Source organism: Paraburkholderia sp. Ac-20342 (genome assembly GCF_017104985.1).
GTDB lineage: Bacteria > Pseudomonadota > Gammaproteobacteria > Burkholderiales > Burkholderiaceae > Paraburkholderia.
The window spans coordinates 1-18593 of record NZ_JAAGPQ010000034.1 but is presented as its reverse complement, the minus strand read 5'-3'; the positions used below and the strand labels follow the sequence as shown (position 1 = coordinate 18593).

The following is an 18593-nucleotide window of genomic DNA, read 5'->3' as shown; positions in this document are numbered from 1 at the left end:
AGTGCATTCCGCGAAAGCCGCCGCCCGTGGACAGACCCCGGGCCGCAGCACCTGCGGAACGCCGCTTAACCGCGGCACTTACATCTTGAACAGGTAGTCGAAGCCTTAGTTTAGGCGAGCATGGAGTCCTTGTAAATCATAGACTTCCAGGTTCTTCAGATAACGAAGGCCCTCCACCGCCGCGCGCGCGCCCGACATCGTCGTGTAGTACGTGACCTTGTTCGCCTGCGCGCTCATGCGGATCGAACGAGAATCGGCGATCGCCGCGCGCGTTTCGTCGATGGTCGTGAAGACGAGTGCGATCTCGCCGTTCTTGATCATGTCGACGATGTGCGGACGGCCGTCCTTCACCTTGTTGACGACCTTGACCGGCACGCCGGCCGCTTCGATCGCGGCAGCCGTGCCCTTGGTCGCGACGATCGGATAGCCAAGCTCGTGCAGCATGCGCGCGACTTCGACGGCCTTCGGCTTGTCGGCGTCCATCACGGTCAGGAGCACCGTGCCCGATTCCGGCAGACGCGAACCCGCCGCGAGCTGCGACTTGAACAGCGCCTCGCCGAAGGTCTGGCCGACGCCCATCACTTCGCCGGTCGAACGCATTTCAGGTCCGAGCACCGGGTCGACCGCCGGGAACTTGACGAACGGGAACACCGCTTCCTTCACGCTGAAGTACGGCGGCTCGACTTCCTTCGTCACGCCTTGCGCGGCGAGCTTCTGGCCGACCATCGCGCGCGCCGCGATCTTTGCGAGCGGCAGGCTCGTTGCCTTCGACACGTACGGCACCGTGCGCGACGCGCGCGGATTGACTTCGAGCACGTAAATGATGTCTTCCTTCGAACCGTCTGCCTGGGGCACCTGCTGGATCGCAAACTGCACGTTCATCAGACCGACCACGTTGAGCGCCTTCGCCATCGCGGCGGTCTGACGCTTCAGTTCGGCGACGGTCGCCTTCGACAGCGAATACGGCGGCAGCGAGCAGGCCGAGTCGCCCGAGTGCACGCCGGCCTGTTCGATGTGCTCCATCACGCCGCCGATAAACACGGCCTCGCCGTCCGAAATGCAATCGACGTCGCATTCGATCGCATCGTTCAGGAAGCGGTCGAGCAGCACCGGCGAGTCGTTCGACACCTTGACGGCCTCGCGCATATAGCGTTCGAGGTCGCGCGGCTCGTGGACGATTTCCATCGCACGGCCGCCCAGCACGTACGACGGACGCACGACGAGCGGATAGCCGATTTCGTCGGCGAGCTTGAGCGCTTCGTCTTCGGCGCGCGCGGTGCGGTTCGGCGGCTGGCGCAGACCGAGGTCCTGCAGCAGCTTCTGGAAACGCTCGCGGTCTTCGGCCGCATCGATCATGTCCGGCGAGGTGCCGATGATCGGCACGCCGTTCGCCTCGAGATCGAGCGCGAGCTTCAGCGGCGTCTGACCGCCGTACTGCACGATCACGCCGACCGGCTTTTCCTTGTCGACGATTTCGAGCACGTCTTCAAGCGTCAGCGATTCGAAGTACAGACGGTCGGACGTGTCGTAGTCGGTCGAGACGGTTTCCGGGTTGCAGTTGACCATGATCGTTTCATAGCCGTCTTCGCGCATCGCGAGCGCGGCATGCACGCAGCAGTAGTCGAACTCGATACCCTGGCCGATCCGGTTAGGCCCGCCGCCGAGCACCATGATCTTCTTGTTGCTGGTCGGATTCGCTTCGCACTCTTCCTCGTAGGTCGAGTACATGTAGGCAGTTTTGGTTGCGAATTCGGCCGCGCAGGTGTCGACGCGCTTGTAGACCGGGCGCACGTTCAGCTCGATACGGCGCGCGCGCACGTCCGCCGGCTTCGCGCCGAGCAGCTTGGCAAGACGCCGGTCCGAGAAACCGCTCTGCTTCAGATACTTCAGCTCGTCCTTCGAAAGGCTCGCGAGCGTGCGGCCTGCAAGCGCCTTTTCCTTCAGGATGATCTGTTCGATCTGCGCGAGGAACCACGGGTCGATCGCGGTCTCTTCGAAAATTTCCTGCGCGCTCATGCCGATGCGGAACGCGTCGCCGACATACCAGATGCGGTCCGGACCGGCTTCGCCGATCTCGCGGATGATCTCGTCGCGATGGCTGGTCTTTTCGTCGAGACCGTCGACGCCGACTTCGAGGCCGCGCAGCGCTTTCTGGAACGACTCCTGGAACGTGCGGCCGATCGCCATCACTTCGCCGACCGACTTCATCTGCGTGGTCAGGCGCGAATCGGCTTCGCGGAATTTCTCGAACGCGAAGCGCGGGATCTTCGTGACGACGTAGTCGATCGTCGGCTCGAACGAGGCCGGGGTCTGCCCGCCGGTGATTTCGTTCTTGAGCTCATCGAGCGTATAGCCGACCGCGAGCTTCGCCGCGACCTTCGCGATCGGGAAGCCGGTTGCCTTCGAGGCCAGCGCCGACGAACGCGACACACGCGGATTCATTTCGATCACGATCATCCGGCCGTCTTTCGGATTGATCGAGAACTGCACGTTCGAGCCGCCCGTGTCGACGCCGATCTCGCGCAGCACCGCAAGCGATGCGTTACGCAGGATCTGGTATTCCTTGTCGGTGAGCGTTTGCGCCGGCGCGACCGTGATCGAGTCGCCGGTGTGGATGCCCATCGGGTCGAGGTTTTCGATCGAGCAGACGATGATGCAGTTGTCCGCCTTGTCGCGAACCACTTCCATCTCGTACTCTTTCCAGCCGAGCAGCGACTCTTCGATCAGCAGTTCGCGCGTCGGCGAGAGGTCGAGACCGCGCTTGCAGATCTCTTCGAACTCGTCGCGGTTGTAGGCGATGCCGCCGCCCGAGCCGCCCAGCGTGAACGACGGACGGATCACGACCGGATAGCCGCCCGAGCCGGTTTCCGCGGCGATCTTCGCCTGCACCTGCAGCGCTTCTTCCATCGAATGCGCGGTGCCCGACTTGGCCGAACCGAGGCCGATCTTGGTCATCGCGTCCTTGAATTTCTGGCGGTCTTCCGCCTTGTCGATCGCTTCCGGCGACGCGCCGATCAGCTCGACCTTGTACTTTTCCAGCACGCCGTGCGCGTGCAGATCGAGCGCGCAGTTCAGCGCGGTCTGTCCGCCCATCGTCGGCAGGATCGCGTCCGGGCGCTCCTTCGCGATGATGCGCTCGACCACTTCCCACGTGATCGGCTCGATGTAGGTCACGTCGGCCGTGTTCGGGTCGGTCATGATCGTCGCCGGATTGCTGTTGACGAGAATGACCTTGTAGCCTTCCTCACGCAGCGCCTTGCATGCCTGCGCGCCCGAGTAATCGAACTCGCACGCCTGGCCGATGATAATCGGACCCGCGCCGATGATGAGGATGCTCTTGATGTCTGTCCGCTTGGGCATAACGCTCCCGCTAATGTATTCCTGTGTCGACTGGAGTTGGCGCTTCAGCGCCTTACTTCAGTCCCATGCAACCCGGTTGCTATTCTTTCCGTCGGCGCGCGCCGTTTTCACGTTGCGCGCTGTTTCGTGCGGCTGGCTCCACGTGCGCCCCGGCCGCCCCCGTTGCCCGATGCGGCGGACCTTGGGGCGGCTTGCCGGGTTCGGCCCGGCTGTCGTTCGGCCTTGCCGCCGTGCCTTCGGGGGCTGCCGAACCGCCTGGCGAAGCCCTGTGGCGCCGGACGGCCGGGAGTGTCACGCACGCCCCGCCGCCCTTGCGTGCCGTTAAGCCGCCGCGCTGCTGCCGCCCTGCTTCGCGTCCATCAACGCGGTGAAGCGGTCGAACAGATACGCGATGTCGTGCGGCCCCGGCGATGCTTCCGGGTGGCCCTGGAAACAGAACGCCGGCTTGTCGGTCAGCGCGAAGCCCTGCAGCGTGCCGTCGAACAGCGAAACGTGCGTGGCGCGGGCGTTGGCGGGCAGCGTGTCGGCGTCGACCGCGAAGCCGTGGTTCTGCGACGTGATGACCACGCGGCCGTCGTCGAGATCCTTGACCGGGTGATTCGCGCCGTGGTGGCCCGTCTTCATCTTCATCGTCTTGGCACCGACCGCGAGGCCCATGATCTGATGGCCGAGGCAGATGCCGAAAGTCGGGATGCCGCGCTCGATCAGCTCGCGCGCCGCCGCGATCGCGTAATCGCACGGCTCCGGATCGCCGGGGCCGTTCGACAGGAACACGCCGTCCGGGTTGAGCGCCAGCGCGTCGGCGGCGCTCGCTTGCGCCGGCAGCACGGTGACGTGGCAGCCGCGCTCGGCCAGCATGCGCAGGATGTTCTGCTTGACGCCGTAATCGAATGCGACGACGCGGTACTTCGGCGCCATCTGCTCGCCGTAGCCCGTGCCCAGACGCCATTCGGTCCGGGTCCACTCGTAGCTTGCCTCAGTCGACACGACCTTCGCGAGATCCATGCCGGCGAGGCCCGGGAATGAACGCGCAAGCTCGATGGCCTTCGCTTCGTCGTCCGAGCCGGCAAGGATCGCGCCGTTTTGCGCGCCCTTGTCGCGCAGCACGCGGGTCAGCTTGCGGGTATCGATGCCGGCGATGGCGACCACGCCTTCGTCCTGCAGGTATTGCTGGAGCGTGCGCTCCATGCGGAAGTTCGACGCGAGAACCGGCAGATCGCGAATGATCAGGCCGGCGGCATGGACTTTCGTCGCTTCGACGTCTTCGGCATTCACGCCGACGTTGCCGATATGCGGATACGTGAGGGTGACGATCTGGCGCGCGTAGCTCGGGTCCGTCAGGATTTCCTGATAGCCGGTGATAGCGGTGTTGAACACGACTTCACCGATGGTGTGCCCGGGGGCGCCGATCGAATAACCACGAAAGACCGTGCCGTCGGCGAGCGCGAGTAGAGCGGGAGAAAATGACGGCAACACGGGAGACTCCTTGGGGGAACACCCTGTTGCCACCTGTCTATCCGATTGCGAGCCGCAGCGAAACACATCGTGGATGCGCGCGCAGACTCGCTCGCGTGCTGCCGGTGACGCTGCAAGGGGCGCGATGGGTCCATTGTGTGGACGGCTCGGCGGGGTGCGGGGCCCTTCTTGCGACACCAATGGCGCGCGGCGGATGAACGGTAGGGGAGAGGTAGGCGCTAGGGTGCGGGTTGATAAGCTCAAACCTTGGAATTATAGCCTGAATCGGCCCTTCTCTCCAAATCCGAGATAAGACGCCGATCCGGCGAGGCTCCGTTGAAAGATGCCCGGAGCCTTATCCGGCAACGCCTGGCGCCCTCAGGAGCGCGCCTTCGCGCGCCCCGAATCGCAGTCACTTCGACGAGGCCAAACCTCGAGATTCACTCCCCACACACAGCCCCGCCAGCCGGCTCAGGCTTCCTGCCCGGCATGCACCTCGGCCGGCCGCGCCAGCTTGCGCCCCGGCAGCACGTACCAGATCGCGCTCAGCACCTGCAGCGCCACCAGAATCTCCCAGGCGGTCAAATGTGCGATGGCCGGGTAATGTCCACCGCTCGCCGGCCAGTGCGACAGCACCGCACCGACGCCGATCTGGAAGCCGAAGATCAGCAGGAAGATGATCAGCGTCAGCGTGGTGTTCACGCGGCCGATCATCTGCGCCGGGAAGTGCCGCGCCATCACGGCGTAGCTCAGAATGCCGGTCCCGCCGAAAATCCCGTAAGCCGCCCACAACAGACTCGCGGGCAGCGGCGCCTTGAACATGATCAGCAACTGCGTGAGCACGTAAAGCGCCATGCCGATGCCGCAGAACGCATACAGCGAGATGCCGCGCCGTTCGAGACTGCGCGCCGCCGCGCCGAAGCCGACGCAGCCGGCCATCATCGCGAAGCCGAGAATCGACACGAGCGCCGCCGCCTCGTGCGGCTCGAAGCCCTGCACGTCGCGCAGCCAGGCGCCGACCCACAGCGACTGCATCGCGTAGAAAACGCCCTGCGTGACGACCGAGAACGACGCGATCTTCCAGAACGCCGCGCTGCGCAGAATATGCAAGGTGCCCTTGAACTGCGCGCCGATGCTCGCCTGACGATGCGTTGCCTTGACGTCCGGCGTGAGCGTCCACAGCGCGAGCGCGACCACCACCGTCAGCACGCCGAGTCCGACGCAGACCGAGCGCCAGCTCGCAAAGCCGAGCACCCACGTGAGCGGCGAACCGACCATCACGCCACCGAAGCCGCCGATCGCCATCACGAGCCCGTTCATCAGCGGCAGACGCGCCACCGGGAAATGCTGCGCGAGCGCCTTGAACGAGGCGCCGAGGCACACGGACACGCCGACGCCGATCAGCAGCCGCCCCACCATCATCACGCCGAGGCTCTGCGCGGCGCCGAATACCGAGATGCCGAGCGCTGCGAACAGCAGCGTGACGGCCGTCACGCGGCGTGCGCCGAAGTGATCGAGCAGCACGCCGGCCGGAATCTGCGCGCCCGCGAAACCGAGAAAGTACAGACTGGTCAGCACGCCGAGATCGGCGGCGGACAGCCCGAGGTCGTGCGTAATGAACGGCGCAAAACCGAGATTGACGCCCCGGAACACATAGGAGACGAAATAGCCAGCGGAAAAGAGCAGAAAGACGCGCAGTTGAGTCGACGACATAAGCCTTGAATCAGAGAACGGAAAGGACGGAACGGCCGACGCGGCCAAAGCACGAACAATAAAGGAAATACGGCAAACGCGCCGAATGGTCTGCACAATGCAAAACGCCGTCACCCGAGGGTGACGGCGCCGGAAGAACACGGTGCGTGGGCAAAGCGCAATCGGGTGGCCATTCATGCACCGCGCCCGCAACGCGGGCCACGGCCGCAAGAGCCGCTCTGGGCCTACTTGCCCTTCTTCTTCATGCTGGCGGCGGTCTTCGGGTGGCTCGGCGCCGCAGCCTTCGGTGCCTTGCCCGACGTGGAAGCCGACACCTTCTCGACCTTGCCCTTGCCGGCCGCGGGCGCCGCCGGTTTGCCGGCCTTGCCGACCGGCTCGGCCACCTTGACGATGGCCGAACGCGAACGCCCATTCTTCCTGCCGTTGCGCGCTTCGCCATGCGTCTGCGCGACATGCGTGCCGATCTTCTGCACACCGCCGCCCTGCACGTCGGTGGCAATCTTCTCCGGCCCCGGCTCACTCGGCATCGGCTTGCCGACCGGCACATGCAGCACGATCACCTGACCGCGCGACACCTGATCGCGATGCGTCTTGTTCCACGCCTTCAACTGGCCGACCGACACGCCGTAGCGCAACGCGATCGCCGCCATCGACTGATTGCGGCGCACGCGAATCAGCATCTTGCGCGTATCGGGAACGTCGGGCTCCATCGCCAGCACCGCGCTTTCGGCGACGTCGGCGCTGATATCCTCGTCGTCGTCCGAACCGCGCGGCACGACGATCGTCGAGCCCGGCTTCAGGCGCATGCCGACCGGAATCTTGTTCACTTCCATCAGCGTGCCGGCATCGACGCCGATTTTCTCCGCAATCGCAGCCGGCGTCGCGCGCTGATCGACCGTGTACGTAGTCCACGACGACAGCGAACCCGAGTACGTTTTCAGATTGCGCTCGAAGGCGGACGCGTTGTCGAACGGCAGCAGGATCTGCGGCTGCGTCGCGCCGAGAATCACCGGTTTCCTGAACGACGGGTTCAGCGAGCGGAATTCGTCCGTCGACATATTGGCGAGCCGCGCGGCGACGTCGACGTCGATGTCGTGCGAGGTGGTCACCGTCACGAAGTACGGGTGGTTCGGAATCGACGGCAGCGTGAGCCCGTACATCTGCGGGTTCATCACGAGGTTCTTGACCGCCTGCAGCTTCGGCACGTAGTTGCGCGTCTCGTTCGGCATGCGCAGGCTCATGTAGTCGGTCGGCAAGCCGGCCGCCTCGTTGCGCGCGATTGCGCGCTGCACGTTGCCCTCGCCCCAGTTGTACGCGGCGAGCGCGAGCTGCCAGTCGCCGAACATGTCGTGCAGATTCGACAGATAGTCGAGCGCGGCACTGGTCGAGGCGAGCACGTCGCGACGCTCGTCCTGCCACATGTTCTGCTTGAGGTTGTAGGTGCGGCCGGTGCCCGGCATGAACTGCCACATGCCCGCCGCCTTCGCGACCGACAGCGCCTGCGGACTATACGCGGACTCTATGAACGGCAGCAGCGCGAGCTCGGTCGGCATATGGCGCGCCTCGAGTTCCTCGACGATGTGGTAGAGGTATTTCTGCGAGCGCTCGGTCATGCGCTGAACGTAATCCGGACGCTGCAGATACCAGTTGAGCTGCATGTCGACGAGATCGCTCTGCAGGTCCGGCATCTGGAAGCCGCGGCGAATGCGGCCCCACAGATCGGCGTCCTGGCTCGTCAACTGATTGACGGAGCTCTGGTCGACATTGATGGTTTCTTTAGCGGTGGCGTTCTTGCGAAGGGCGTCGGCTACGGCTTGCTGGCTGGCGGGGTTATTGGCGGTACTCGTCGTCGGCCCTTGGCTCGCGCAGGCGGCGAGTGTCAGGACCAATAACGCACTTAAGATAAATCGCATGAACGTCTCAGCTTCCACAAGGACTGGAAATTGCAGCCGATAGTACGAAACGTCAACGTTTCCGTCAATCGGAAAATCGAGAAAAAAATCAACCAAATCTTGGGCTTGGCGAATTTTTCCGATTCATCGCATGAGGAACGCCCGAATGCGCGCTGGTTCAGCGGAAGCGATTCTTCCATTCGCGCATCAGCGTGAAGGCCGTCAGGCGATCGGACACCGTTTCGTGCAACTGCGCTTCGAGACTCGCCTGCAGCGCCGGTTCGCCGGCGCGCAGAAACGGATTCACCGCGCGCTCGTGCGCGATGGTGGTCGGCAGCGTCGGCACATGACGCGCGCGCAACTCGCTCGCCCGGTCTCGCCATGCCTGCAGTTCGGCGTTGTGCGGCTCGCACGCGAGCGCGAAGCGGATATTCGAGAGCGTGTACTCGTGCGCGCAATGCACTTCGGTCGCACCGGGCAGCGCGGCGAGCGCATCGAGCGAGGCGAGCATCTGCTGCGGCGTGCCTTCGAAGAGCCGGCCGCAGCCGCAGGCGAACAGCGTGTCGCCGCAAAACACGTGCGGCGTGCCGCGCGAATCGGCTGCCTGGAAATAGGCAATGTGCCCGCTCGTGTGACCGGGCACGTCGAGCACGCTGAATTCGAGCGCGGGTGCCGCAATCGTCACGCGATCGCCGTTTTCGAGACGATGCGTGAGATGCTCGATCGCTTCGCCGGCGGGGCCGTACACCGGCACGTCCTGGCCGTTCAGCAGATCGGCCACCCCGCCGACGTGGTCTTGATGATGGTGCGTGAGTAAAATAGCGCTCAGCCGCCATCCGCGTTGGGCCAGAAAGGCGCGCACAGGCGCGGCTTCGCCCGGATCGACGACGACCGCGTGGTGTCCGTCGGCAACGACCCAGATGTAATTGTCTTCAAACGCCGGGACCGGTACGTACTCGAGCGCATTCATAGGCGACGCATTCTTTGATATGACTGATCGAGCGATTATAGACTGGCCCGCCTGGACCGATTCGCCGCCCGGCCGCTACGTGCTCGAATGGGAACAGACCCAGCTCGACCGTGTGGTGTCGGACGTGTTCGGCTATCATGCGCTGCAGCTCGGTCTGCCCCGGCTCGACGCGCTGCGCGAGAACCGCATGCCGTGCCGCGGCCTCGTGCTCGACGCCGCCAGCGGCGCGAGTGCGCCGTATACGTTTCCGCGCGGCACGCGGCAAGACGGCGGCGGCCTCGGCGCCGCGCAAGGCGACGCGGCCGACCCGGCGGAACTGTCCGGCTTGTCCGCGCCAGCCGGACGCAGCACGGTCTGGTGCGATCTGCTCGACCTGCCGTTCGAAGCGCAAAGCGTCGATCTGATCGTGATGCCGCACACGCTCGAATTCACGAGCGACCCGCACCGGCTGCTGCGCGAAGCCGAGCGCGTGCTGATGCCCGAGGGGCAGCTCATCATCCTCGGCTTCAATTCGCTCTCGCTATGGGGCGTGCGGCAGTCGGTCGGCAAGATGACCGGCCAGCCGTTCGTGCCCGCCGCCGTCGATCTGATCGCCTTCACGCGTCTGAAAGACTGGATCAAGCTGCTCGGCTTCGACCTTGAACGCGGACGCTTCGGCTGCTATCGTCCGCCGCTTGGCAGCGAGCAGTGGCTCTCCCGCTATGCTTTCATGGAAGCCGCCGGCGACCGCTGGTGGCCGATTTTCGGCGCCACCTACATGATCAAGGCGATCAAGCGCGTGCGCGGCATGCGCCTCATCGGGCCACTCAAGGTCAAGAAGCCCGTGCTCGCCGCCGGGCTCGCGTCCGCCGCCTCCCCGAATACACGCAACCATACCGAATGACTACGGATCACATCGACATCTATACCGACGGCGCCTGCAAGGGCAATCCCGGCCCTGGCGGCTGGGGCGCGCTGCTGCGCTTCGGCGGCCAGGAAAAAGAACTGTTCGGCGGCGAAGCCAACACGACCAATAACCGCATGGAGCTGATGGGCGTGATTGCCGCGCTCGAAGCACTCAAGCGCCCATGCGAGGTGATCGTGCACACCGACTCGCAGTACGTGCAGAAAGGCATCAGCGAATGGATTCACGGCTGGAAAAAGAAAGGCTGGATCACCGCGGCGAAGCAGCCGGTGAAGAACGCCGATCTGTGGAAACGGCTCGACGCACTGGTCGCGCAACATGAAGTCGAATGGCGCTGGGTGCGCGGACACAACGGCCACCCGGAAAACGAGCGCGCCGATCAGCTCGCCAATCGCGGGGTTGCGTCGCTCGCGGAAAGGTAAGGGCCAGCGCCTCGCCGAAGCGCGTTGCCGCAAGGCAATCCGCTTCGCTTGCACCCTCTCCGCTTTTTTTGCTGCACATTTTTTCGAAGCAGGCTAATCCGACATGCGTCAACTCATCCTCGATACCGAAACCACCGGCCTGAACGCCCGCGGCGGCGACCGGATTCTCGAACTCGGTTGCGTCGAACTGGTGAACCGCCGGCTCACCGGCAACAATCTGCACTTCTATATCAATCCGGAACGCGACAGCGATCCGGGCGCGCTCGCGGTGCACGGCCTGACCACGGAGTTCCTGAGCGACAAGCCGAAGTTCGCCGAGATTGTCGATCAGTTTCGCGACTTCATCGAAGGCGCGGACCTGATCATTCACAACGCGCCGTTCGACATCGGCTTTCTCGACGCCGAATTCGCGCTGCTGGGCCTGCCGCAGGTGAAGACGTACTGCGGCGAGATCATCGACACGCTCGCGCGCGCGAAGCAGATGTTCCCGGGCAAGCGCAATTCGCTCGACGCACTGTGCGACCGCTTCGGCATCAGCAACGCGCACCGTACGCTGCACGGCGCGCTACTCGACTCGGAACTGCTCGCCGAAGTCTATCTGTCGATGACGCGCGGCCAGGAAAGCCTCGTCATCGACATGCTCGGCGAGACGCAAACCGGTGTCGACACGGATGCGCCGCGCGTCGCGCTCGAATCGCTGGAACTGATCGTGGTCGCCGCGAGCGATGACGAAGCCGCCGCGCACGAAGCCGTGCTCGACGATCTCGACAAGGCCGTCAAAGGCGCGAGCGTGTGGCGCCTTGAGCCCGCGCCGGCAAGCGCAGCCGCGGCGGATGAGCAGATCACTTAAAAAGTACTGGACGAACTAGTCAATCACTGACATAATCTGAATCTCTTCGGGTGGTTAGCTCAGCGGTAGAGCACTGCCTTCACACGGCAGGGGTCACTGGTTCGATCCCAGTACTACCCACCAGATTCATGGGTACGTGAAACCCGAAGAATAAAGGCCCTCTGGCGAAAGCCGAGGGCCTTTTTCTTTGCGTTTGCAAACCTCGCGGAATGCCCTTTTGGTGCACGAGCGGTGCACCTCGAAAATCAGCCCCAGACAACGACGATCAACTGTCTGGAGCATCCAGTGGCATCAATCCTGAAGCGGGGAAACTATTGGCGCGCGTTCATACGTCGGCGCGGCTATCCCACCCAAACACGCACGTTCGACACAAAGGCTTTAGCCGAAGCTTGGGCGCGGCGTATCGAGTCCGACATGGATCGAGGGACCTTTGTCGATAGAACGGAAGCGGAGCGCAACACGCTTGACGACCTCCTGAAGCGATACGCCAACGAGGTCTCGCCCCATAAGAAGAGCGGTGCGGGCGAAATCGAGCGGATAAAAAAACTGCGCGAAGACCTCATTTCACAATACAAAATCACTGCTCTATCGAGCAAGGTCATCGCGGACTACCGCGATCGCCGACTGGCCGGCGATGCAAAACGAAAAGCGGTCACAGGATCGACTGTCAACCGTGAGCTAACGCTCATTGGACATGTCCTCAATGTGGCGCGCAAGGAATGGGACGTCCACATAGACGTCAACCCGGTATCACTCATCCGTCGCCCGCGGGAAAATCGATCCCGCACCCGTCGGCTGTCGCACGACGAAGAACAGCGACTGCTCGCAGAATTAGCAGCCAGTCCACGCGACGAAAACGGTCGCTTTGAACGCGGCGGCAGTCGAAACGACTGGGTAAGACCGATCGTCATTGTCGCGGTCGAAACCGCGATGCGACGAAGTGAAATCTTGTCGCTGCGCTGGTCCGACGTGTTTCTTGAGGATCGGTACGTGCGTCTGCACGATACGAAAAACGGTGAATCGCGAGACGTGCCACTATCAAGCCGCGCTGTTGCCACGTTGTCCGCCCTCCCCCGTCACATCACCGGCCGCGTCTTTCCCATCTCCGCCGATTCGCTGAAGAAGGTTTTCCTTCGTGCCTGCGAGCGGGCCCAATTAGACGACCTTCACTTCCATGATCTCCGCCGAGAGGCCTGCACGCGCCTCGCGGACCGCGTGGACAGCGTCCTGGAGCTGGCCGCCATCACCGGCCACCGCACCCTCAACGTACTGCACCGGGTCTATTACAAGCCCCGTGCCACTGATTTGGCCCGGAAACTTGGCTGATTCGACGCGAAAGCGGCGTGCTGACCGGCGGCTACCAGCCAGCACGCCTAACCACAACTCACCTGAACAAGAGAGGTGAAATCATGGCTGCACCCATTCTACCGGCCCACCCCCTCAATGGCCTGCCACTCGATTGCGAACTGTCCGTGGTCTTCGAAACAGAAGACCCGTTTCGCATGCCCCTTGACCGATTGAAAACGCTAATCGAGCGCAGCGAACCGGGCGAAATGAGGGGCTACCTATTTGGGTTGTATGACTTGCGCCGCGCCGTCGTCTACGCAGGGGGGCACTGACGTGCACAACGCAAAAGGTCATTTCACTCGGTCAACAATGCTACGGGCAGCGAGCATGAACGCTGCCTTTGCATTTGCTGCGCTGATCTCGGTGTCGCCGCTGGCAGTCGCCCAAACCTCGCCGTCTGACCCGTTGGACGTCGAGCCGCCCGGTACGCCCCCAGACATCGTCGCGATCTGGGAGGAGTTCTACAACCAGCAGACCATGGAGGTGCAGGTTGTGAACGGCGTCTGCGTGCAAATTCCCATGACGCGGCGGCAGTGGTTCGCGCTGCATCGCGCAAGGTGACATGAAAATTAACCACTTCTTTCGCGTAATACGAGCGTTGCCACTCGCCCTGCGCCGACGCCGGGCTCGTGGTGTTTTGACGCGCGAGCAGTTCAGGGACGCCTGCTTGATTGTCCAGGTTTGTGTGCTCGTGCATTGCTTCCTGTGCGCTTCGCTTTGGTGGGCGCGCATGCATCACGGCACGGGAAGCTGGTCGAATTGGCTCGGCGTAGCCGTGGCCATCGCCTGGGTCACCTTCTTCTGGGGATTCCTGCTGAAGCAGGCGTTCAAAGCGCTCGAAAACGAAGTCGCGAGGAACATCCGATAATGAGCAACAACCAATCAAAGACAAACGACCTCCCCCGCTGCTTCGCTCATGCAGTCCTACATTCGCGACATCGCGTTTTAATGGGCAAGGCGAAGCGAACAGCAACTGCGGCGGTTATCACGCTGACATCGGCAACGTCCTTTGCGCAGTCGTCCGTGTCGATGAGCGACATTCAGAACGCAGCGAACCGCAGTGGCGACAAGTCGATGTCGCTACTGGAACTGGTCTACGGGTCGGTGGTACACAACCCGCTTGCTACCGGTGGCGGATCGGGCGGCATGATTGCGCAAATGTTCCTCGTGCTGAATTCGTGCATGCTCGCGGTCGGGGCGATTTGGGCCATGTATCACTTTGGTTCCGCGATGATAGCGACCGGGCAGGACGGTGAGTTCATGGGGCAGAAGAAATCGTCACCATGGTTCATCATCCGCCTGGGCGCGGGCTTCGCTGGCCTCGTTCCTATGTTCGGCGGCTACTGCGGCGCACAGATGGTGATGCTGTGGGGAACAATGCTCGGCGTGGGCATTGCGAACCTGTCGCTCGACGCGGCGGTTTCAGTGCTCAACAGCGGTGGATCGATGATCGCGACGCCAGCCTCGCCACAGGCCACCACACTGGCGAAGGCTCTCTTCGAAGCGAACCTTTGCGCGCAGGCGGCTAACACGGCGATCGCCAACATGCCAAACGACAGTGGCGTGTCCGTCGATCCGGCCGAGAATTTCGCCGCGATCACGACGAGCAGCAAGGTCGTGCTCATGAACCAACGCGGCCTTTCATGCGGCGGAGCGGAGATCGACATTACGCAACCGCCGACGCTGCCATCGTATGACGGCATGGCCGTGTATTCGCTCGACCCCGGATCGATCTACTCGCAGATGCTCAGCGCACACCAGAGCGCATTGAGCACGCTCCAGTCCACGTTGTCTGCCGCTGCGCAAGCTTACGTGTCGTCCGTGAACGGGCAGACTCAGCCGACAGATCCGCAGAACACGATCAATCAGGCCGCGCTCCAGTACCAGGCTACGATTTCGCAGGCGATATCGAATTCCTCGACCGTTATCGGCGGACTCGCGAGCGTGATCCAGTCTAACCTCCAACGAGACGGCTGGATCATGATGGGCGCGTGGTATCAGACTTTCGCGCAGGCAAACTCGCAGGTGACGACGCTCGCGAACGCGACGGCCGCCGCTGTGCCCGGCACCGATGCCGACAACATGCCGTACCCGCAGCTATACCGGAAGGTCAGCGCGACGTATGCGCAGCAGAATCAACGAGACGCGTCGGTGGCCACTGCACAAAATCGTACCGATCCATCCGGAACCGGCATAACGGGCCTGACGGACGCGAAGAGCATTTTCGGGAAGATCTTCAACGGCCAAGGCATGGTGAAGTGGGTGGTCAACCTGAACTCCGGTCAAGGGCCGGGAGGCACGACGAACCCGCTGATCGGCATGAAGAACCTTGGAGACTACATTCTCGACGCTGGCTGGACCGCGCTCGGCGCGTACGCCGCCTTGAAGGGCTTGGAGGGGGCTTCGGACTCCAATGCTGGAAAGTTGATAGGCGCAGTCGGAGACGCGGCGACAGGAGGGATCGTCGGTGCCGCCACGGGCGCGGCAAAAGGCGTCCTCGATGCGCTGGCACCGTTCGTCGTAATCATGTGCATCACGTTGTTCTTTTTTGGCGCGATGCTGTCGATCTACATTCCGATGCTTCCGTTCGTCATCTGGTTCAGTGGCGTTTTGTCGTGGTACGCCGTCGTCGGCGAGTCGATGGTCGCCTCGCCGCTGTGGGCGATGACGCACCTTGATGGCGAAGGTGAAGGTTTGGGACAAAGGCCGGCGCACGGCTACATCTTTCTGCTAAACGTCATGTTCCGGCCGGTTTTCATGGAGATCGGCTTCGTCCTTGCAGGAGCCGGCATCGTCGTGCTTGGCACCCTGTTGAACACGATGTTCGGCGTCGCCATGCAGAACGCTCAATACGACTCCACGTCGGGCCTCGTGAGCATCATCGGCTACATCGTGCTCTATGTTGGTATGTGTCAGACGTTGTGCAACAGCACGTTCAGCCTGATTCACATCGTTCCCGACCAGGTGTTCTCCTGGGTCGGCGGCCAGATGGCGTCGCGGATGCCGGAACTGGAGGATCGGGTGAACCGGCTCTTCGGTGGAAGTCTCGGTCAAGCCGGAAATACGGCACGAGGCCAAGTACCTGCCATTTTGGGAGGTAGCGGCTCGCCCGCCGACCCGAAAGACGTTGATCGTATTCCCCGCGAGCGCATGTAGCGAATGCAACGCCGGCGCAAGGGATTTTCGTTGTGAGGTTGGCTACACCGGACGACGACCAGACGCGATAGCAGCGTCAAAGTCCTTGTCGTAGATCCGTTGGCGATTCTGCTGGACCATCAAGTAATTTGCGGGATCGGCCTTCGCCAATTCGTGGAGTGCCGCATCCTTTAACGCCTTGTTGCCTGCAAGGTTCGCCTCGGCGGCCAAGAGCTGTTGTTCGAGCTTTCTCGCATATGCTCGCCACTCCGTCGCATTGCGCTCGGCGGCGAAAGCTCTGCCGAGTGCAACTCCGTTATCGCTCATTCCTCGCCCCCGTTGCGTTTTTGTTCGCTTTTCAATATATCGGGAAGCCGGCGACCCTCGCAAGAGCCGTTTTCACCCAACGCATCTTCGCGGCCACGGACAATCCGGCCTGTTCTCCGATCGAGATGAACAGGCCGGATACCGTGCGACTTCAGATCGCGCACAGCTTCGACGACGGCTTCATTGGCCCGCCTCAGAAATTCGGGGCTCCGCATATAGCGGCCTAGTTTGTCGGCTGGCATGGCGTGTCCTCCGTTTGTTACAAGCATACGCCGGCTGCCCGGATCCTCGATAGTGTTGATTTCGTTTGCTGCACCGCGCAGGCGCGACCGAATAACCTCGATCGCAAGGCAGTCGCGACCCCGGTGACTTCCGTAACGACGCTACAGGCCACGTTTGAATCGGTTCAGCTTTTTTGGTTCGGCTTCAGAAAGCGACTTTTTTGCCGATAACACTTGGGTTAACCAAGTCTAATAAAAAGGAACCAAAACGATGGTATGGCACGTGTACGAATTCGAAAAGACCGATTCCAGCTTCCTTGGCATGTTCGGCCTAGACGAATGGAAGGAGCGGTTGGGCGCGGTTTCGGGTCAAGCGGCTGTCGAACTGATCGACGCGGAACTGGCGGATGCGCTGGATGCCGCCCGCGAAGCGGGATGGCGGGGCAAAGTACAGGGCGAGCCGCACATTTTCGTCCTGCCCGCCGAACAGAATTTCCAGTTTGGCTTCGCGTGGAACGGCGCTGGCACGATCGTTCTTGCACCGCGCGCGTTGCCATGGATGACGCCGAAACACGTTGCGCTCTCCTGACTGCCTCGTGGTCGCTGCGGACAATGCGTGAGGTTTTTTGGTCGCGCCGCGCTGTTCAATGCCGCCAGAACGCCAGAAGCAGGAAGAAAGAGGCTCATTCGCCTAGACTTCATATTTCGATCAGAGTAAACCTGTTCGATAGCATCACGCATTTTAATATTTTCGATAGCGCATCTTAACAGTGCGAATCTCAAAAAAATGAAATATATTTTTTATGCGATTGCAATGGCGACAATCGCCTTTGATTTTTATCTCAGTCACGGAAACCCCAATAAAGCGTTACTGGTCTTCGGCTGGGGATCGGCTATGTGGCTAGTCGCATTTTTATATATCTGTGATTTTCTGCTCGCTATCGCCGGCAAGAATTCCCCGTATATGACGAAATTCTACAGCGAAATCAAGACAGACCTCTTCGTATCTACCATCTCAGGTGCCACCTTATGTCTATTACTGGCGCTGGCTCCAGGCAGTTACAGCCTTTCGAACCTAGACGTCGCCTTTTTTGGAATCCCATTTTTAGTTTACAGCATCTTCACATTGGCAACTGCGTCGAAAATCAAACTCGCAGGCATTAAAATGTCTAAAGGTCTTGTTTGGACACTTTATGCGCTAGTGGCGGGATTCTACATTTATTTCGTCTACCTTCTTTATGAAATCAGTCATAATCAATTTTCTGCGGCCCAGTCGCTTTGGACGCAAGTAACGATCGTTTGCGCTGCGATATATGCATTCTTTGGTTCGAAATTTATAAAATACGTCCTCGAAGAGCAGCGCCTCGAAGTTTCTCCATTTATACTGGATTTACTTGGAAACCTGAAATTTAGCACTGGACTCTACCAAGATATCGCCAACGGCACGAATGAGTGGAATAAACAGGTAAAAATAAAAAAAACTGAACAACGAAAGGAAATAAGCCAACGCCGTAAAAAAAAGAACCGGTAGCACTCGTGAAACGATGACCGCTGCTGTTGCTATCAAGCGGAATACGGAATACGTCGGAATCGACGCAAGTTCGACGCTGTTCAGCAAGCATCTGTCGCGCATCACAGGCTGACGTTTGCTAAATGACTGCGCATCACGCGCTACGAATATTCGGCCACCGGGTCGCTCTGCGCGTTCGCGACCCGCTTCGACTTCTGAGGTTATGTGGTCGCGCCTACTGCACCGCTGCTTTGTTTCGCGTCAAGGGAGCCGCGCAGACACGGCCTCGACGGTACAAATGCGGCAAGAAGGACTGCGGATACTCCGGAGAGTGACAGCAGCGCCCACCGAACGGGTAGGTAGTCCGGCCTGAATAATTCGTTTTGCGCGGCGTTAGCCCTCATGCCGTGAAGACGACAGTGGTCGAGCGGTTGAGCAAAGCGAACAGAACAAGGGCGCAAAGAAGCCGCAGCTTCCTGAGGATCAT

Annotated in this window: 17 protein-coding genes and 1 tRNA gene; 11 read left to right on the top strand and 7 right to left on the bottom strand. The window is 61.6% G+C overall.

Annotated features, from left to right (window positions below; genetic code table 11):
* Positions 1–105: 105 nt before the first annotated feature.
* The 5 genes from carB to gloB form a co-directional block, all read right to left on the bottom strand.
* Positions 106–3360, bottom strand: coding sequence for a carbamoyl-phosphate synthase large subunit (gene carB, locus G3N58_RS15955; protein WP_205999612.1), 3255 nt, complete (start codon positions 3358–3360; stop codon positions 106–108).
* A 321-nt stretch (positions 3361–3681) separates the two neighbouring features.
* On the bottom strand, positions 3682–4836 hold the full coding sequence (gene carA, locus G3N58_RS15950) for a glutamine-hydrolyzing carbamoyl-phosphate synthase small subunit (protein WP_167043045.1): 1155 nt from the start codon (positions 4834–4836) through the stop codon (positions 3682–3684).
* A gap of 450 nt (positions 4837–5286) precedes the next feature.
* On the bottom strand, positions 5287–6528 hold the full coding sequence (locus tag G3N58_RS15945; protein WP_205999611.1) for an MFS transporter: 1242 nt from the start codon (positions 6526–6528) through the stop codon (positions 5287–5289).
* Positions 6529–6752: 224 nt separating this feature from the next.
* Positions 6753–8441, bottom strand: a complete 1689-nt coding sequence (locus tag G3N58_RS15940) for a transglycosylase SLT domain-containing protein (RefSeq protein ID WP_167283590.1) — start codon at positions 8439–8441, stop codon at positions 6753–6755.
* 157 nt (positions 8442–8598) lie between these two features.
* Positions 8599–9390 (bottom strand): hydroxyacylglutathione hydrolase, encoded by a 792-nt coding sequence (gloB, locus tag G3N58_RS15935; RefSeq protein ID WP_167043039.1) that lies wholly within the window; start codon positions 9388–9390, stop codon positions 8599–8601.
* A 19-nt stretch (positions 9391–9409) separates the two neighbouring features.
* Here gloB and G3N58_RS15930 point away from each other — a divergent pair, with 19 nt between their 5' ends.
* The 9 genes from G3N58_RS15930 to G3N58_RS15890 all read left to right on the top strand — a co-directional run bounded on the left by G3N58_RS15930 (position 9410) and on the right by G3N58_RS15890 (position 16069).
* Positions 9410–10273 carry a class I SAM-dependent methyltransferase gene (locus G3N58_RS15930; RefSeq protein ID WP_205999610.1) on the top strand — a complete coding sequence of 288 codons (864 nt, stop codon included), beginning with the start codon at positions 9410–9412 and terminating at the stop codon, positions 10271–10273.
* The gene (rnhA, locus tag G3N58_RS15925; RefSeq protein WP_205999609.1) at positions 10270–10716 is read left to right on the top strand and encodes a ribonuclease HI; all 447 of its coding nucleotides are present in this window, start codon (positions 10270–10272) and stop codon (positions 10714–10716) included. Before G3N58_RS15930 ends, rnhA begins: the two co-directional genes overlap by 4 nt.
* 103 nt (positions 10717–10819) lie before the next feature.
* Positions 10820–11566 carry a DNA polymerase III subunit epsilon gene (dnaQ, locus tag G3N58_RS15920; RefSeq protein ID WP_205999608.1) on the top strand — a complete coding sequence of 249 codons (747 nt, stop codon included), beginning with the start codon at positions 10820–10822 and terminating at the stop codon, positions 11564–11566.
* A 48-nt stretch (positions 11567–11614) separates the two neighbouring features.
* Positions 11615–11689 (top strand) — tRNA-Val (locus G3N58_RS15915).
* 162 nt (positions 11690–11851) lie between these two features.
* Positions 11852–12892 carry a site-specific integrase gene (locus G3N58_RS15910; RefSeq protein ID WP_205999607.1) on the top strand — a complete coding sequence of 347 codons (1041 nt, stop codon included), beginning with the start codon at positions 11852–11854 and terminating at the stop codon, positions 12890–12892.
* An 83-nt stretch (positions 12893–12975) separates the two neighbouring features.
* Positions 12976–13185, top strand: coding sequence for a hypothetical protein (locus G3N58_RS15905; protein ID WP_241017129.1), 210 nt, complete (start codon positions 12976–12978; stop codon positions 13183–13185).
* 55 nt (positions 13186–13240) lie between these two features.
* Positions 13241–13474: a hypothetical protein gene (locus G3N58_RS15900; protein WP_205999605.1), complete on the top strand. Its 234-nt coding sequence runs from the start codon at positions 13241–13243 to the stop codon at positions 13472–13474.
* Between the two features lies 1 nt (position 13475).
* Positions 13476–13781, top strand: a complete 306-nt coding sequence (locus tag G3N58_RS15895; RefSeq protein ID WP_205999604.1) for a hypothetical protein — start codon at positions 13476–13478, stop codon at positions 13779–13781.
* A complete protein-coding gene (locus tag G3N58_RS15890; protein ID WP_241017128.1) occupies positions 13781–16069 on the top strand; it encodes a DotA/TraY family protein in 2289 nt (762 codons plus the stop codon). Before G3N58_RS15895 ends, G3N58_RS15890 begins: the two co-directional genes overlap by 1 nt.
* Positions 16070–16111: 42 nt before the next feature.
* On the opposite strand, the gene G3N58_RS15885 is transcribed toward G3N58_RS15890, so the two are convergent.
* Complete coding sequence (locus G3N58_RS15885; protein WP_205999603.1) at positions 16112–16375, bottom strand: hypothetical protein; 264 nt, start codon at positions 16373–16375, stop codon at positions 16112–16114.
* A complete protein-coding gene (locus tag G3N58_RS15880; protein ID WP_205999602.1) occupies positions 16372–16617 on the bottom strand; it encodes a hypothetical protein in 246 nt (81 codons plus the stop codon). The genes G3N58_RS15885 and G3N58_RS15880 overlap by 4 nt, the downstream gene beginning before the upstream one ends.
* 262 nt (positions 16618–16879) lie before the next feature.
* Between G3N58_RS15880 and G3N58_RS15875 the strand changes: the two genes are divergently transcribed.
* Entirely contained in the window at positions 16880–17185 is a 306-nt protein-coding gene (locus G3N58_RS15875) for a hypothetical protein (RefSeq protein ID WP_205999601.1), read from the top strand.
* 225 nt (positions 17186–17410) lie between these two features.
* Complete coding sequence (locus tag G3N58_RS15870) at positions 17411–18127, top strand: hypothetical protein (RefSeq protein WP_205999600.1); 717 nt, start codon at positions 17411–17413, stop codon at positions 18125–18127.
* Positions 18128–18593 lie beyond the last annotated feature (466 nt).

Bases quoted from the DNA above. Each gene is read 5' to 3' on its own strand.
- carB (WP_205999612.1), bottom strand. From the start codon at position 3,360: ATGCCCAAGCGGACAGACATCAAGAGCATCCTCATCATCGGCGCGGGT.
- G3N58_RS15945 (WP_205999611.1), bottom strand. From the start codon at position 6,528: ATGTCGTCGACTCAACTGCGCGTCTTTCTGCTCTTTTCCGCTGGCTAT.
- G3N58_RS15940 (WP_167283590.1), bottom strand. From the start codon at position 8,441: ATGCGATTTATCTTAAGTGCGTTATTGGTCCTGACACTCGCCGCCTGC.
- gloB (WP_167043039.1), bottom strand. From the start codon at position 9,390: ATGAATGCGCTCGAGTACGTACCGGTCCCGGCGTTTGAAGACAATTAC.
- G3N58_RS15930 (WP_205999610.1), top strand. From the start codon at position 9,410: ATGACTGATCGAGCGATTATAGACTGGCCCGCCTGGACCGATTCGCCG.
- rnhA (WP_205999609.1), top strand. From the start codon at position 10,270: ATGACTACGGATCACATCGACATCTATACCGACGGCGCCTGCAAGGGC.
- dnaQ (WP_205999608.1), top strand. From the start codon at position 10,820: ATGCGTCAACTCATCCTCGATACCGAAACCACCGGCCTGAACGCCCGC.
- G3N58_RS15905 (WP_241017129.1), top strand. From the start codon at position 12,976: ATGGCTGCACCCATTCTACCGGCCCACCCCCTCAATGGCCTGCCACTC.
- G3N58_RS15900 (WP_205999605.1), top strand. From the start codon at position 13,241: ATGAACGCTGCCTTTGCATTTGCTGCGCTGATCTCGGTGTCGCCGCTG.
- G3N58_RS15895 (WP_205999604.1), top strand. From the start codon at position 13,476: ATGAAAATTAACCACTTCTTTCGCGTAATACGAGCGTTGCCACTCGCC.
- G3N58_RS15890 (WP_241017128.1), top strand. From the start codon at position 13,781: ATGAGCAACAACCAATCAAAGACAAACGACCTCCCCCGCTGCTTCGCT.
- G3N58_RS15885 (WP_205999603.1), bottom strand. From the start codon at position 16,375: ATGAGCGATAACGGAGTTGCACTCGGCAGAGCTTTCGCCGCCGAGCGC.
- G3N58_RS15880 (WP_205999602.1), bottom strand. From the start codon at position 16,617: ATGCCAGCCGACAAACTAGGCCGCTATATGCGGAGCCCCGAATTTCTG.
- G3N58_RS15870 (WP_205999600.1), top strand. From the start codon at position 17,411: ATGGCGACAATCGCCTTTGATTTTTATCTCAGTCACGGAAACCCCAAT.